The 13,275-nt window shown below is 41.3% G+C and carries 16 protein-coding genes and 2 pseudogenes; 12 read left to right on the forward strand and 6 right to left on the reverse strand.

From position 1 onward, the window contains the following. Positions 1–60: 60 nt before the first annotated feature. The 6 genes from BN3261_RS13800 to BN3261_RS13825 are packed head-to-tail and all read left to right on the forward strand — an operon-like array spanning position 61 to position 6,066. The gene (locus BN3261_RS13800) at positions 61–2,355 is read left to right on the forward strand and encodes a pyridine nucleotide-disulfide oxidoreductase/dicluster-binding protein (RefSeq protein ID WP_059086546.1); all 2,295 of its coding nucleotides are present in this window, start codon (positions 61–63) and stop codon (positions 2,353–2,355) included. Beyond that, positions 2,355–2,576, forward strand: coding sequence for a DVU_1557 family redox protein (locus BN3261_RS13805; protein ID WP_005427475.1), 222 nt, complete (start codon positions 2,355–2,357; stop codon positions 2,574–2,576). Before BN3261_RS13800 ends, BN3261_RS13805 begins: the two co-directional genes overlap by 1 nt. Continuing rightward, a complete protein-coding gene (locus BN3261_RS13810) occupies positions 2,577–3,110 on the forward strand; it encodes a class I SAM-dependent methyltransferase (RefSeq protein WP_059086547.1) in 534 nt (177 codons plus the stop codon). Positions 3,111–3,113: 3 nt separating this feature from the next. Then, a complete protein-coding gene (locus BN3261_RS13815) occupies positions 3,114–3,548 on the forward strand; it encodes a DVU_1555 family C-GCAxxG-C-C protein (protein ID WP_021650124.1) in 435 nt (144 codons plus the stop codon). Continuing rightward, positions 3,545–4,870, forward strand: coding sequence for a radical SAM (seleno)protein TrsS (gene trsS / locus BN3261_RS13820; RefSeq protein ID WP_059086548.1), 1,326 nt, complete (start codon positions 3,545–3,547; stop codon positions 4,868–4,870). The genes BN3261_RS13815 and trsS overlap by 4 nt, the downstream gene beginning before the upstream one ends. A 20-nt stretch (positions 4,871–4,890) precedes the next feature. Next, a complete protein-coding gene (locus BN3261_RS13825; RefSeq protein WP_015526491.1) occupies positions 4,891–6,066 on the forward strand; it encodes a DVU_1553 family AMP-dependent CoA ligase in 1,176 nt (391 codons plus the stop codon). 33 nt (positions 6,067–6,099) lie between these two features. On the opposite strand, the gene BN3261_RS13830 is transcribed toward BN3261_RS13825, so the two are convergent. After that, on the reverse strand, positions 6,100–6,831 hold the full coding sequence (locus BN3261_RS13830) for a DUF5714 domain-containing protein (protein ID WP_059086549.1): 732 nt from the start codon (positions 6,829–6,831) through the stop codon (positions 6,100–6,102). Positions 6,832–7,161: 330 nt separating this feature from the next. On the opposite strand from BN3261_RS13830, the gene BN3261_RS13835 reads away from it, so the two are divergent. Continuing rightward, complete coding sequence (locus BN3261_RS13835; protein ID WP_015526489.1) at positions 7,162–7,404, forward strand: cation-transporting P-type ATPase; 243 nt, start codon at positions 7,162–7,164, stop codon at positions 7,402–7,404. Positions 7,405–7,465: 61 nt separating this feature from the next. Here the strand turns inward: BN3261_RS13835 and BN3261_RS17780 are convergent, their stop codons facing one another. After that, on the reverse strand, positions 7,466–7,639 hold the full coding sequence (locus BN3261_RS17780) for a hypothetical protein (RefSeq protein ID WP_015526488.1): 174 nt from the start codon (positions 7,637–7,639) through the stop codon (positions 7,466–7,468). Between the two features lie 177 nt (positions 7,640–7,816). On the opposite strand from BN3261_RS17780, the pseudogene BN3261_RS18310 reads away from it, so the two are divergent. From BN3261_RS18310 to BN3261_RS13855, 5 genes and pseudogenes are all read left to right on the forward strand, one after another. Further along, positions 7,817–7,885 (forward strand): annotated as a pseudogene (locus BN3261_RS18310) (LPS biosynthesis protein); the annotation flags it as partial. 123 nt (positions 7,886–8,008) lie between these two features. Beyond that, positions 8,009–8,446, forward strand: coding sequence for a radical SAM mobile pair system MarR family transcriptional regulator (locus tag BN3261_RS13840; RefSeq protein ID WP_059086550.1), 438 nt, complete (start codon positions 8,009–8,011; stop codon positions 8,444–8,446). After that, the gene (locus tag BN3261_RS13845; RefSeq protein WP_021650119.1) at positions 8,443–9,132 is read left to right on the forward strand and encodes a radical SAM mobile pair protein A; all 690 of its coding nucleotides are present in this window, start codon (positions 8,443–8,445) and stop codon (positions 9,130–9,132) included. The genes BN3261_RS13840 and BN3261_RS13845 overlap by 4 nt, the downstream gene beginning before the upstream one ends. Continuing rightward, on the forward strand, positions 9,120–10,028 hold the full coding sequence (locus BN3261_RS13850; RefSeq protein ID WP_059086551.1) for a radical SAM mobile pair protein B: 909 nt from the start codon (positions 9,120–9,122) through the stop codon (positions 10,026–10,028). The genes BN3261_RS13845 and BN3261_RS13850 overlap by 13 nt, the downstream gene beginning before the upstream one ends. A gap of 63 nt (positions 10,029–10,091) precedes the next feature. Next, positions 10,092–10,301, forward strand: a complete 210-nt coding sequence (locus tag BN3261_RS13855) for a DUF6219 family protein (RefSeq protein ID WP_008392833.1) — start codon at positions 10,092–10,094, stop codon at positions 10,299–10,301. 261 nt (positions 10,302–10,562) lie between these two features. On the opposite strand, the pseudogene BN3261_RS13860 reads toward BN3261_RS13855, so the two are convergent. The 4 genes and pseudogenes from BN3261_RS13860 to BN3261_RS13875 form a co-directional block, all read right to left on the reverse strand. Beyond that, a pseudogene (locus BN3261_RS13860) lies at positions 10,563–10,811 on the reverse strand (ATPase); the annotation flags it as partial. Between the two features lie 36 nt (positions 10,812–10,847). Next, positions 10,848–12,608, reverse strand: a complete 1,761-nt coding sequence (locus BN3261_RS13865) for a diguanylate cyclase domain-containing protein (RefSeq protein ID WP_110925892.1) — start codon at positions 12,606–12,608, stop codon at positions 10,848–10,850. A 163-nt stretch (positions 12,609–12,771) separates the two neighbouring features. Next, positions 12,772–12,990 carry a hypothetical protein gene (locus BN3261_RS13870; protein ID WP_021650115.1) on the reverse strand — a complete coding sequence of 73 codons (219 nt, stop codon included), beginning with the start codon at positions 12,988–12,990 and terminating at the stop codon, positions 12,772–12,774. Next, positions 12,987–13,271: a transposase gene (locus BN3261_RS13875; protein WP_021650114.1), complete on the reverse strand. Its 285-nt coding sequence runs from the start codon at positions 13,269–13,271 to the stop codon at positions 12,987–12,989. The genes BN3261_RS13870 and BN3261_RS13875 overlap by 4 nt, the downstream gene beginning before the upstream one ends. Between the last annotated feature and the right edge of the window lie 4 nt (positions 13,272–13,275).

The raw sequence follows: 13,275 nt of genomic DNA on the forward strand, positions 1-13,275 counted from the left end.
GATATAATCAGGGGAGACGGGAAACTGCCTCCCCTTTACAGACGAAAGGAGTATCAGGTTATGACATACATACAGGAGAGGGGTTCTACTCACGTTTATCATGTAAATCGAATGTCAAAAGAAGAGATGGATCATATGATCAGTCTCTGCGTCCATGAACAGCCGGCCTACTGTGTTGCAGCCTGTCCTTTCAAAATGGATACAAAAGAGATGCTGTATTATGCTGCAAAAGGAAATTTTAAGAAAGCGTTGGCAATTTATGAGAAAATTACACCATTTCCAATGATTCTCTGTGATGGATGTACGGCACCTTGCGAAGATAATTGCAAGCTTTGTGAACTTGGTGATGGTGTCTCCATACGAGAAGTAGAACGTGCGATTGTCCGGTATGGAGAACCGGGAAGACGAAGCAGTGTATTTCGCATGAGAAAGAAGAAAAGGGCAGCAATCTTTGGTTCTGGATTATTTCCACTGTTTCTTGCAGGGGAACTGGAAAAGAAAATGTATCCTACGACAATTTATTGTAAGGAAGAAGATTATGAAAGCTATATTGCAGCGGCAGCCGGACATCTTTTGGAATCAGACCGCAGCAATGAAGCGAAACGTCTGAAATCTATGGATCTTTCTTTTGAATTTGGATGCAGTTTGAATCTTTCGTTTATCAGAGAAAAAATGGAACTGGCAGATGTGGTATGCGCATCAGAAGAAGTGGCAAAAATGTTAGCTCCGGAAGAAGCAGCAGATGTCGAGATTATGTTAAGAGAACAGGCAAAGATTGTCAGCGGACCTGCGGAATCTGTGATGGATGCGGCTTTTGCCGCAAAGCGGGCAGCTTTGACAGTGGATCTTCTGGTACAGAATTTATCGCCGCACAGCAACAGAGGCAGTGAAGGAGCAGTGACTACCAAGCTTTATACGAACATGGAAGGAATCCATGGATCGAATAAGATTTTCTGTGGTCAGGATGGGTATTCAAAAGAAGAAGCTGTAGAAGAAGCAAAACGATGTATTCAGTGTCATTGTGACGAATGCATGAAAGGCTGTGTGTATTTAAGTGAATATCAAAAACATCCGGGTTTATTAGCCCGTGAGATCTATAATAATACGCAGATTATCATGGGAGATCATCCGATGAACAAACCGATGAATGCCTGTGCCCTCTGTGGACAGTGTACGGTGATCTGTCCGAATGGATTTGATATGAGTCAGGTGTGTAAGTCAGCAAGAGAAAATATGGTATCCACAGATAAGATGCCGCTGGCGCCACATGAATTTGCACTGATGGACATGTTATTTTCAAATTCAGAGGCTTTTTTGAGCAGACTCCAGCCGGGATATGAAACTTGCAGATATGTATTTTTCCCGGGCTGTCAGGCAGGTGCGATAGCGCCGGATGTGGTTATACAGGCATACGAAGATTTAAGTAATCGGGTAGCTGGAGGCGTTGCTCTGATGCTGGGATGCTGTGGTGCAATCAGCGAATGGGCGGGCCGCTATGAAATGACAGAAAAAGTAAATGAGCAGCTGAAACAGGAACTAGCCAAGCTTGGTGATCCGATCATCATAGCAGGTTGTCCAACCTGTATGAAGCAGCTAAAAGAAAGTATTGGAGCGCATGTTATAGGAATCTGGGAAATTTTGAGAAAAATCGGACTTCCACAGCAGGCGAAAGGACTGGAGATACCGGTTGCCATACATGATGCCTGTGGTGCCAGAGGGGATGCACAGACACAGGATATTATAAGAGAACTTTTGTTGGATATGGGATGTACCGTTGAAGATACAGAATATTCCAGAGATTTGTCTCCATGTTGTGGATATGGAGGTCTGACGGCATATGCCAATAAAGATATGGCAGCGAAAATGACAGAAAAGTGTCTGGAACGTTCCGATGCACCATATATTACATACTGCATGGCATGCAGAGACCGATTTGCCAGAGAGGGAAGAGAATCCAGACATATCATGGAACTTCTGTATGGTGCAAATGCCAGCAACATGCCTGATATCAGTGAGAAACGCTACAACAGGCTCATATTGAAACAGACACTTTTAAAAAACATCTGGAATGAGGAACCGATCATGGAGAAAAAAGACTATACTGTTGCCTATACAGAAGAGGCAATCCATATGATGGATGAGCGCATGATACTGAAAAGTGATGTGGAACGTGTGTTATCAGATTACAGAGAAAATCAGGAAGCAATCCTGGATGAAGAAACAAAAGAACTGGTGACAAGAAGCAGACTGGGAAATGTCACATTCTGGGTGCGGTTTGTGGAAACAGAAGACGGATATCTGGTACACAGAGCATACAGTCATCGAATGAATATTATGAAAAGGGTGGGACAGTAATGGCAGTAGAGAGAACATATTATACGATTGATCCGGAAGGAAAGCTGACCTGCATGAAATGTAAGGTTCCTCTTGTAAAAGGAAAAGCAAAATTTATGTATCTGGAAAATGGATTTCCTGTGGAAATGCCTGTCTGCCCAAAGTGTGGGTTTGTGTATGTTCCGGAAGAACTCGCACTTGGAAAAGTGCTCGCGGTGGAGCGTGCACTGGAGGATAAATAGATGAACAGGCATCCGGGAGGGGAAGCGCAGACGCTTCATCTTCTGGAGAACATAGAATGGAAAAAAGAAATGAAAGCACTGGATCTTGGAGCAGGAGAAGGAGACACGGTACGAATCCTGAAATCATTTGGGCTGGAAGCACATGGCGTGGATCTTTTCCCACGGGGCAGTGATGTGGAAATAGGCGATTTTCTGCATTTGCAGTATTCATCAGACAGTATAGATCTTTGCATCAGCCAGTGTGCATTTTTTGTCAGCAGAGATCAGAAAAATGCACTATCTGAATGTTGGCGTGTTTTGAAAAAGGGAGGTTTTCTATTATTGTCAGATCTGGATACTGGAAATCTTTCAGAAATGGCAGAACAGACAGGATTTACCATTCTCCGGCAGGAGGATCAGACGTTACTTTGGCGGGAATATTATCTGGAAGCAATCTGGAATGATTCGTTCTGCTGCGAAGAGTATAAGATTCTGCAGAAAGAATATAAAGGAAAGAAGCTGCGCTATACCATGTTGGTTGGCAGAAAGGAGTAGCACATGGATCTTTATGAAAGAATCATAGAACTTAGCAGTATGGGTTATCATTGCTCACAAATGGTTATGATTATGACACTGGAAGCCATAGGTGAGGAAAATCCACAGCTTGTAAAGGCTTTGGGAGGTCTTGGCGGTGGCATTGGTTACTGTGGAGATACCTGTGGCTGCTTGACAGGAGGAGCCTGTGCGATAGGTTTGTTCCTTGGCAATCTGGCTCCGCAGGAGAAAGAAGATATACAGATGAAACCGGCTGTGCAGGAATTATATCAGTGGTTCCATAAGAAGACCGAAGAAGAATTTGGTGCTTTTTATTGTAAGGATATCACTTCTAATTTGGATTGGGGAGTGATTATGGAGCAATGTCCTGCGCTGATTGCAGATACTTATACGAAAGTGATAGAAATACTGACAGAACGGGGAATATTGGAACTATGATTACGCTGGGTAAAACAAAAAGTGTATGCCCGATATGTATGAAAGTACTTACGGCAAAAAAATGTATTGGTGAAGATGGCATTTATCTGGTGAAAGAATGTGATATCCACGGAAAGTTTCAGACACTGATCTGGGAAGGAACGGCAGCAGAGTATCTTTCCTGGGGAAGAGAAAACCTGTCTGCGGAGACTCCGGTAAATCCCAAAATCAAAGAGAAATCCTGCCCGGATAATTGTGGACTCTGTGAGGAGCACGAACGAAAAGGCTGTTGTATGATACTGGAAGTGACAAAGCGCTGCAATATGCACTGCCCGGTCTGCTTTGCTTCGGCAGGAGAATGTCTGGAAAACGGTGATCTTTCAATTGATGAAATAGAAAAGCAATATGATTTTCTGATGGATCATGGAGGACCATTCAATATTCAGCTCTCAGGTGGAGAACCAACCATGCGGGAGGATCTTCCGGAGATCATACGTATGGGAAGAGAAAAAGGGTTTACATTTTTTCAATTGAATACCAATGGAATCCGTCTTGCGCAGGAAGCAGGATATGCCAGAAAACTAAAAAAAGCAGGACTGAATACAGTATTTCTTCAGTTTGACGGTGTCACAGATGATGTGTATCAGACATTGCGCGGACGCTCTATGATAGAACTGAAAGAAAAGGCTGTGTTAAACTGTTCGGAAGCGGAACTGGGAATTGCCCTGGTACCTGTCATTGCGCCAGGAGTAAATGACATGCAGGTTGGAGATATTCTGAAGTTTGCGATGGATCATATGCCATTTGTAAGAGGAGTACATTTCCAGCCGATCAGCTATTTTGGCAGATGTTCTCAGCAGCGTCCACAAGCTCCGATTACCATACCAAAGATGTTGAAGCTGATCGAGGAACAGACTGACGGGCTTATGAAAAGCAAGGATTTCGCCGGTGGTGGAGCAGAGAATCCATACTGTTCTTTTCATGCAAGTTATCTGAAAAAAGGTGAGGGGGAACTGAAACTTTTGGAAAAGAAATCAGGCAGAGGATGTTGTTGTACTACCAGCGATAATTCCAGACAGTATGTGGAAAATCAGTGGAGCTATAGCACAAAAAAATTTGATGATGGAGAAATGACACAGACAGATGCGCTGGATGAATTCCTGATCCGGGTTCATAATGAAACTTTTGCAGTATCAGGGATGATTTTTCAGGATGCATGGAATCTGGATCTTGAACGTCTGAAAAGATGTTATATCTGCGAGGTGGATTCTGATTATGGAATGGTGCCGTTTTGTGCATATAATCTGACGAATTCGAAAGGAATATATTTATACAGAAAGTGAAACGATCGAATATAGATGCAATGATCTGTAAGCAGGAAGGTATTACAGAGATTACAAGAGATGAAATACACAGAATACAGCTGGAGAAATTAAATATTGTACTGAAGAGAGAGAAAGAACGAGAGGGTTTTTACCGAGATTTGCCGGAAAGACTGGAAAGCCTGATAGATTTGAGAAGCCTTCCTTTTACGACAGAAACAGATCTGGCACGAGATGGAGGCAGGATGCTGCTTTGCTCCCAGGGGGAAGTACAGAAAGTGATATCAGAACAGACAAGCGGAACTACCGGTGCCGGTAAACGTGTATTCTATACAGAGGGAGACTGTGAACACACCATAGAACTTTTTATGGCAGGTCTGGGTGAATTTATTTATCCTGGAAGTATAACGATGGTGGCTATGCCATTTTCAGGTCCTTTTGGATTAGGAGAACTGATCGCGGAGGCAATCAGACGTCTGGGAGCAAAACCTCTTTCAACCGGGACAGGAAGAACTTATGGCGAACTGAACAGGATTCTGGAAGAGGAGCAGCCGGATACGTATGTGGGAATGCCGACGGCATTGCTGTCCATGCTTCGAATGTGCGGAAAAGGCAGTATAAAAAGAGCACTGGTATCCGGAGATGCCTGTCCGAAAACTGTCATGAAAGCAATCGAAGAAATTCTGCAAACACGACTTTGGCCGCACTATGGTTCCAGAGAGATGGGGCTTGGAGGTGCCATTTGCTGCACGGCGCATGAGGGCATGCATATGCGGGAAAACCATTGTATTACAGAGATTATAGATGAGAACGGAAATGTGCTGCCGGACGGTAAATGGGGAGAACTGGTGATTACAACCATTGGAATGGAAGCACAGCCGTTGATTCGATATCGAACCGGTGACTGGTCAAGGATCATTCCAGGAAGATGCCTCTGTGGAAGTGAAATAAAACGCCTGGACTTTGTAAAGCGGATGGATCCATTGGGAAGTATCAGAGAGATGGATGAATTACTGTTTGAGATTCCGGAACTGGTAGATTATTGTGTGAAAATTGTAGATGGAAAAAAGGAAATTACAGCGCTTTTTACATCGGACAATGGAGAAGAACGAATCAGGAGTGTTTTGGAAGAGAAGGATATTCGTTCATGGAACTGCAAAAAAGCAAAGTGGGAAGATGGGGCGCTGTATCCTGGCAAACGAGTTACAAGGCAGTGATTTCGTGGTATCATGGAATCACTGCCTTGCCTGTTATTCAGGATAGTATGGACAATCTTCCTGGATGCATTCGCGATTATCTTCGCAGTATTTACACGTTATAGAAGACAACGGAATGTTTACAGAACAAAACTGACTGTAAAAATGAACGGCTTCTTCGATGGCAATTCTGCTGGTACGTTTGCAGCAGCGAGGTCCACCAACATCTGCCAGTCTGGATAAAATAATGGAAACAAGTTTTTGAGGAAACGGCCATGCATCTTTGTGAAGTGGACTGGATCCAGTCATAACGGACATGAAAATACCGGCTCCGGCAGCAGCTCCACAGACACCCCAGTAACCACAGGTACCGCCCGGAACCTGCTTCGCTCTTTTACAGATTTCAGATAGTGCAGCATCGTAATCCATATGTTCTCCATTATTGCGAAACGCTGTCAGAAGAACACATGGAACAATTGCATGATGCTCCGGTCCATGCATATGTACAGATGGAAGATCCATAATTTTTTCCAGAAGAAGCAAAGCATCTTTTTCGGTACTGTCTCTGAGCGCTGCGATTACCGGAGCATATGTGCCATAGCTGTGACAGGCATCACAGATAAAGTGACTATTTTCACAGACCGCATTGGTTAATTGCTCTTTATGGCAGATACTACACGTCTGAATAGAGCTTTCAGCACGATACGTAATAGGAGCACCACAAATCAGACATCCGGAAAAATGTTCCGCTTCACCACAACAACAGGAATTATTCGTATGATCCATTTGATTCACCTCCGGAGAATTTATTTTAATAGTGTTAACGATGTAAAAAGTATAACATAAAATGAAAAAGTAATGATAAAGTATCTTGACAATCATGTTACTTTGGGTATATGATTTGATCCAATAAAGGGGAGTAACCTGCGCTTAACAAATTGCGTTTGTGATGTTGTCAGTACGGTGGAAGCATCCGGTATCATAAGGAAATGGTGAGACTTTTATTGCATTTTTTATTATGCAATGAAGGTCTTTTTTTTATATTTTTTTCAAAGAGGTCTTTCATTGCATAAGAAATTCAGGTAGTAAATACTTAGAAACGATGAGGCGGAAGTGATGAAGGAAATTTATCAGCAGACGGTAGAAGAGGTTCTTGAAAGGGTGAATGGCAAGAAATCTGGGCTTACAAGTGAACAGGTGAAAAGATCCAGAGAAAAGTGTGGGTGGAATGAACTTACAGAAGGAAAGAAGAAAGGTATCCTGCAGATTTTCTTTGAAGGAGCTGTCTATTTCCCGACAGCTCCTTTTCTTGTATTCATTCGGCTGATACAAAGCGACAAAGCCGGCACAATATCATAAGTAATATATAAAACTCTGATGTACATGTGATTAAAAAGAATCAATCATATGCATTAGCCGCTCATGAAAAATATCTCTTTCTTCGTAAACTTTTTTCTAACTCTTTTTCAGTAAACAATGCATAGGCGCTATCAGGAACAGTTGTTAATCCATCACAGGTAAATGGTATACGTCGCCCACCTCTGAAAATGGCTGCTTCCCAGTACTTTTTTCTAAAATATTTAATTATTCCCATGTAGTACCATCTCTTTCCCATATTTGTTATTGACGTTCTGGCAAATAAAATACTTCTGTTCTTACTATATTATCATCAAAATCCATTTCTACATAATAATCTCGGACAAAATATGATCTCCAGTAATCTTGTAGTGAGTAAATTTCCAATGTTTTGAAATCAACAATGCACAATGGAATGTCAGAGTTAACAGAGCATACCTTGGCAAATGAAATAGAAGCTCCACATGAGATTTTAAGAAAATAGGCAAGTCAAATTCCAGTTTGGAGAATTGAAAAAATGGAATTTACCTATTAAGACATATAAACTCTTGACAATAAAGCTCCTATATAGTATGTTTTTAATAAACTACTATATAGGAGCTTTTGCATGGAAATGAATGGAGGATTTCTTGTCACAAAAATAAAACAGCTTGGAGACCGGATTTTTGAGAAGATTCTCAGTGAAAAGAATATTGATGCGTTTAATGGAGCCCAGGGACGTATTCTTTATGTGCTGTGGCAGGAGGATGGTATCTCAATCAGGTCACTCTCGACTAAATGCGGATTAGCGATAACATCTCTTACTACGATGCTGGAAAGAATGGAAAATCAAGGGCTGATAAGCCGTATTCAGTCTGAAACGGACAAAAGGAAAACACTCCTGTTTCTGACTGAGAAAGCACATGCATTAAAGGGCGAGTACGATTCTGTATCTGATGAGATGGGCAGTATTTACTACAAAGGTTTTTCAGAGGAAGAAATTACCCGGTTTGAGAAATGTCTCGACCGCATCAGAAAGAATCTTGAGGAGTGGCAGAAGTCATGAGTATTTGTATCAAAGATCAGATTCAGAACATGAATATCGTCATTGGCTGCACAGTGGGGTGTACATATTGCTATGCCCGCAACAACGTGAAACGCTGGCATATGATTGATGACTTCGCTGACCCTGAATTCTTTCCGGGTAAGCTCAAGATGATGGAAAAGAAACGTCCGCAGAACTTTCTTCTTACCGGGATGAGCGATCTCTCCGGATGGAAGCCGGAATGGAGAGACGAGGTATTTGCAAAGATCCGTGAAAATCCACAGCATCAGTTCCTGTTCCTTACCAAGCGACCTGATTTGCTGGATTTTGATACCGATTTGGAAAACGCATGGTTTGGCGTTACGGTGACGAGGAAAGCAGAACTGTGGCGTATCGACGCCCTTCGGAAAAACGTCAGAGCAAAACATTACCATGTTACCTTTGAGCCGTTATTCGACGATCCCGGCACAGTTGACCTTTCCGGAATCAATTGGATCGTTGTGGGCACCATGACCGGAGCTCAGAGCAGGAAGATTCATACGGAGCCGGAATGGGCATGGTCTCTGGCGGACCAGGCACATAAGCTCGGCATTCCGGTGTTTATGAAGGAAGACCTTGTCCCTATCATAGGGGATGAAAATATGATTCAGGAAATGCCGGAAGAATTTAATAAAGTGTTAGAGGTACAGAAATCATGGAAGAAGTAATAAATGGAATCCTCATTCGTGAGGTGGAAACAAAGAACATCATGACTAAGTCTAGTCTGCCGGTAGGCGGTTACTCGGTCAATCCCTATGTGGGCTGTACACATGCCTGCAAGTATTGCTATGCTTCTTTTATGAAGCGCTTTACCGGGCACAAGGAGGAATGGGGCACTTTCCTTGATGTGAAGCATTGGACGGAAATTAAAAATCCGAAGAAATATGCCGGACAGCGGGTGGTCATCGGTTCTGTGACAGATGGCTACAATCCACAGGAGGAGCAATTCGGGAATACCAGAAAACTTCTGGAGCAGCTGATCGGCAGTGACGCAGATATTCTGATCTGCACAAAGTCGGATCTTGTGGTACGAGATATTGATTTACTGAAGAAGCTTGGACGTGTAACCGTTTCATGGTCGATCAACACACTAGATGAAAATTTCAAGAACGATATGGACTCTGCTTCGAGCATTGAGCACCGTATCGCTGCTATGAAGCAGGTATATGAGGCAGGTATCCGTACAGTCTGTTTCGTATCCCCGGTATTTCCCGGTATCACGGATTTTGAAGCAATCTTTGAGCGGGTAAAGGATCAGTGCGATCTGTTCTGGCTCGAAAATCTCAATCTTCGAGGCGGTTTCAAAAAGACAATTATGAATTATATCGCCGGAAAATATCCTGATCTTGTACCACTTTACGACGAGATCTATAACAAGCATAACCGCAGCTACTTTGAAGCACTTGAAGTAAAAGCTGAGAAAATGGCTAAGAAGTATGATTGTGCCTTTGTGGATAATGAAATGCCTTATGGCAGAGTCCCGCAGGGACATCCGGTGATCGTAGATTATTTCTATCATGAGGAAATCCGTGGGACAGAGAATACCGGAAAAAGAAATCGCTAACTTCCAGTTTGTATATATCTTTTAAAAGGTATATGATTAAGAAAAACGGCAGGAGGTATCTGAATGAAATCACATAAATATTGGTCTATCGGTGCACTGATTACAATGCTTGGAACTTTTTATACAGGTTATAAGGGATCAAAAGAAGGCCATAAGTACTTTGCAGCAAGTTCTTTGCTTTGCATGATTATGGCTATTTATACAGGACACAAGATGATTTCTGGTAAAAGTAGGAAGAAAAAAGAAGTTTCAGTAGAGAGTGTTGAAGATTAAAAAACAAAATATTTTAATAAATAACGCCGGTGCGGGATTTTTGATATCCAGTACTGGCGTTATTTATTCTACAGGGGCTTGGGGGTGTAGCCACCAAATAGTCAGTTCGCATTTCTTGTCAAAAGACATCGGATCACAGTTCAGTACATCCATATAAAACTCTTTTCGTAGGATGCTTTGTCTGAATTCATCTGCAATCTCCGTCATAATAAAAATATCTCCATCATTTCAAAAGAGAATGCTGGAGATATTTCGCCTTGCTTATTCTTGTAGTAACCAATCGGCTATATCGTGAATTACGATTCCTTCATAGTTATATGGGGGATGTTTGGTTCTAGCAATAATCATTTTCGGATAAGCATCTCGAATCTGAAGCCGAGGAAAGCATTCTCTCTCAAATGTTTCCTGCCCGGAAATGTTGTCGCTGATCTGAATATAAAACTTCTCGTTGCTTCTCTGAGCAACAAAGTCGATTTCTTTTTGATAGAGCTTGCCGACATAAACATTATATGAAAATAGATCATACGCTCTGTTTTTTGCAATATTTTATCTTGCGAATTTATCATTGTAACGAATATGCATATCTTCCCAATCCATGAACAATACATAAAATACTTTCCCGTATTGCGGGCTCTCTACAATTCTTCCATGATCAAGAACAGAAAAATAAGTTCCGTCAGCTTTTCGAAGATGAAAGTGAATATAGTCATTTTCATTGCCGTTGTCAATCTGTTCCCAGATACTTGATTCTATCTGTTGCTGTTCATCTTCACGAATCAAGTTGCGAAAACTTTTCTCAGTAAGTCTGAACAGTTCATCTATATCTTTATATCCGGACATATGAAGAAATTCATCATTTGCAAAAATTAGTTCATCATCTTCTTTGTCAGCTCTGTATATGATGAATGCACCTGGAAGATGTTCAGAGATATCCTTGAATGCGAATCCAAGTTGTTTGCGGGCACCTGACTGAAGTCCTTCTCTGTAGACCATACATCCATTTTTTCCATGAAGCTTTATTTCATAAAGAGCGGCATCTGCGCAGCGCATGAGTTGTGAACGATTGGATGCAAATGTTGGATATTCTGCATATCCTAGAGAAACATAAAATGCATGTTCCTTACCATGGTATGAGAATGATTTAGGAAGTTTGGTGAATTTCTGCAGCTGTATATCTGCTTCTGCAAAGGTACAATTTGGTAAAAGAATGCAGAATTCGTCACCACCATTTTTTCCAAGTAATGCATCGGATGGGAAAAAAGTCTTCATGCTGTCTGCAAGATTCTTTAGTGCCCTGTCTCCGTAATTATGTCCATAGATATCATTAATAAACTTGAAATCATCGATATCAAGGAGCGCAGCCACAAAATGTGTTTTTGGATTTTTTTGAATCATTTTTTCTGCAAATTCATCAAATCCATAGCGGTTATAAATATTTGTAAGAGAATCTGTGCGTGCCAGTATCTGAAACTTTTTCTTATGTTCTTTTGCTACTAACCATACTCTGGTAAGAACTGACAGGAGAAGGCTTATTGTAAGAAAAATTCCGATGATGATTATCAGTAATGTGGCATTTCTCCATCCACTTTTAGGAGTTACTTCAAATTTCCAGTTTTCGTCTCCTATTGTAAATGTATAAGAAACAGGACGATTTATTTGCCCATCTGATTGATAAACCACTTTATAAGTATCACTCCATGGAGCGTCTGTTTTTGAAATTTTGTATTCGTATCCAAAATTTGAAAGTGCACTGATTGAATCTGAAAAAATATCCGGAACACGCAGGATAACAATAGTAAATCCCCAGAAATACTCATGTCCGTTTTTATCTTTCAGGTATATGGGATTGCGGACTGCAATTCCATATCCTCCCTGTTTTAATTTGAAGGGGCCCTGCGTAATGATTGTATGGTTGTCTCTTGCGTAACAGGAAATTTTTCCGCGGTCTTTATCATGGATCAAATCAATCTTACCTGCCTCATTTTCATTAGCTGGATAAATATCTGTAACAACACCATTAGGAGCGAGCTGTACACTTTCAATAGAATCAGACATAAGATTTCCTGCAATTGTTTCAAACTGACGGATTTCGCCATCTTCACTTATTAAGATTTGCTTCAAGGTATCTGTGATCTCAATTCCATTTGTAATTTCATTCTTTATTTGTTCGCCATAGGTGGCTACGTTTAATTGTGCTGTTATGTGTCTCTGCTCTTTTTCGTGGGTGTCTGTTTTGTATACAATCAAACTAATAAGGCATATGCCCAGTAAAAAAGTGATAAGAGGCACAAGTGTTTTCTTTTTCACTTGGTTCACCTTATTCTGTTCATGGGAATTATTATAATAAAGCATTATATCACAGAAGTTGAAAAACAGAATAAGTTTTATGAAAAAAACGAACTGTGCAAAATCTTTATACATCTATGACAGAAGAATATATATCGATAGGGATTTGTGAAATCTATATATTTTAAGAAGGAGCCTTGGAATCATCATAAATATCCTGTATTTTTGCTTTTACAGCTTTACGACGTTTTTCTGTATCAGAAGGTACGTGGTGGAGCCATGCAAGATATCCTGAGCGAGAGACACCTAAAAATTTCAACATTCCGAAGACGGAAACCCGACGTCCAGCCTTTTTGGCAGCTTCCGTCTTCTCAGACACTTCAAGATAAATGGCTTCCGTCATTTTCCCAGAATGTTGATTGCTTTTTCTAACACATCAAGTGCATCTTGGGCATCACGTAATTCACGTCTGAGACGGGCAATTTCCTTCTGCTCATCAGATGCATAATTACCAGAACCACGAACAGGAATATCACCTGATTCCCGGAAGTCTTTTAGCCATTTTGTTAATGTGCTGTATCCGATGCCAAGATTTTCTGCACATCCACGTACTCCGAGATCTTTGTGATCCTGATAGTACTGGACTGCATCAAGTTTAAATTGTTTGTCATGTTGCTTTGCCATATGA

The sequence above is a fragment of the Blautia massiliensis (ex Durand et al. 2017) genome (assembly GCF_001487165.1).
Lineage (GTDB): Bacteria > Bacillota > Clostridia > Lachnospirales > Lachnospiraceae > Blautia_A > Blautia_A fusiformis.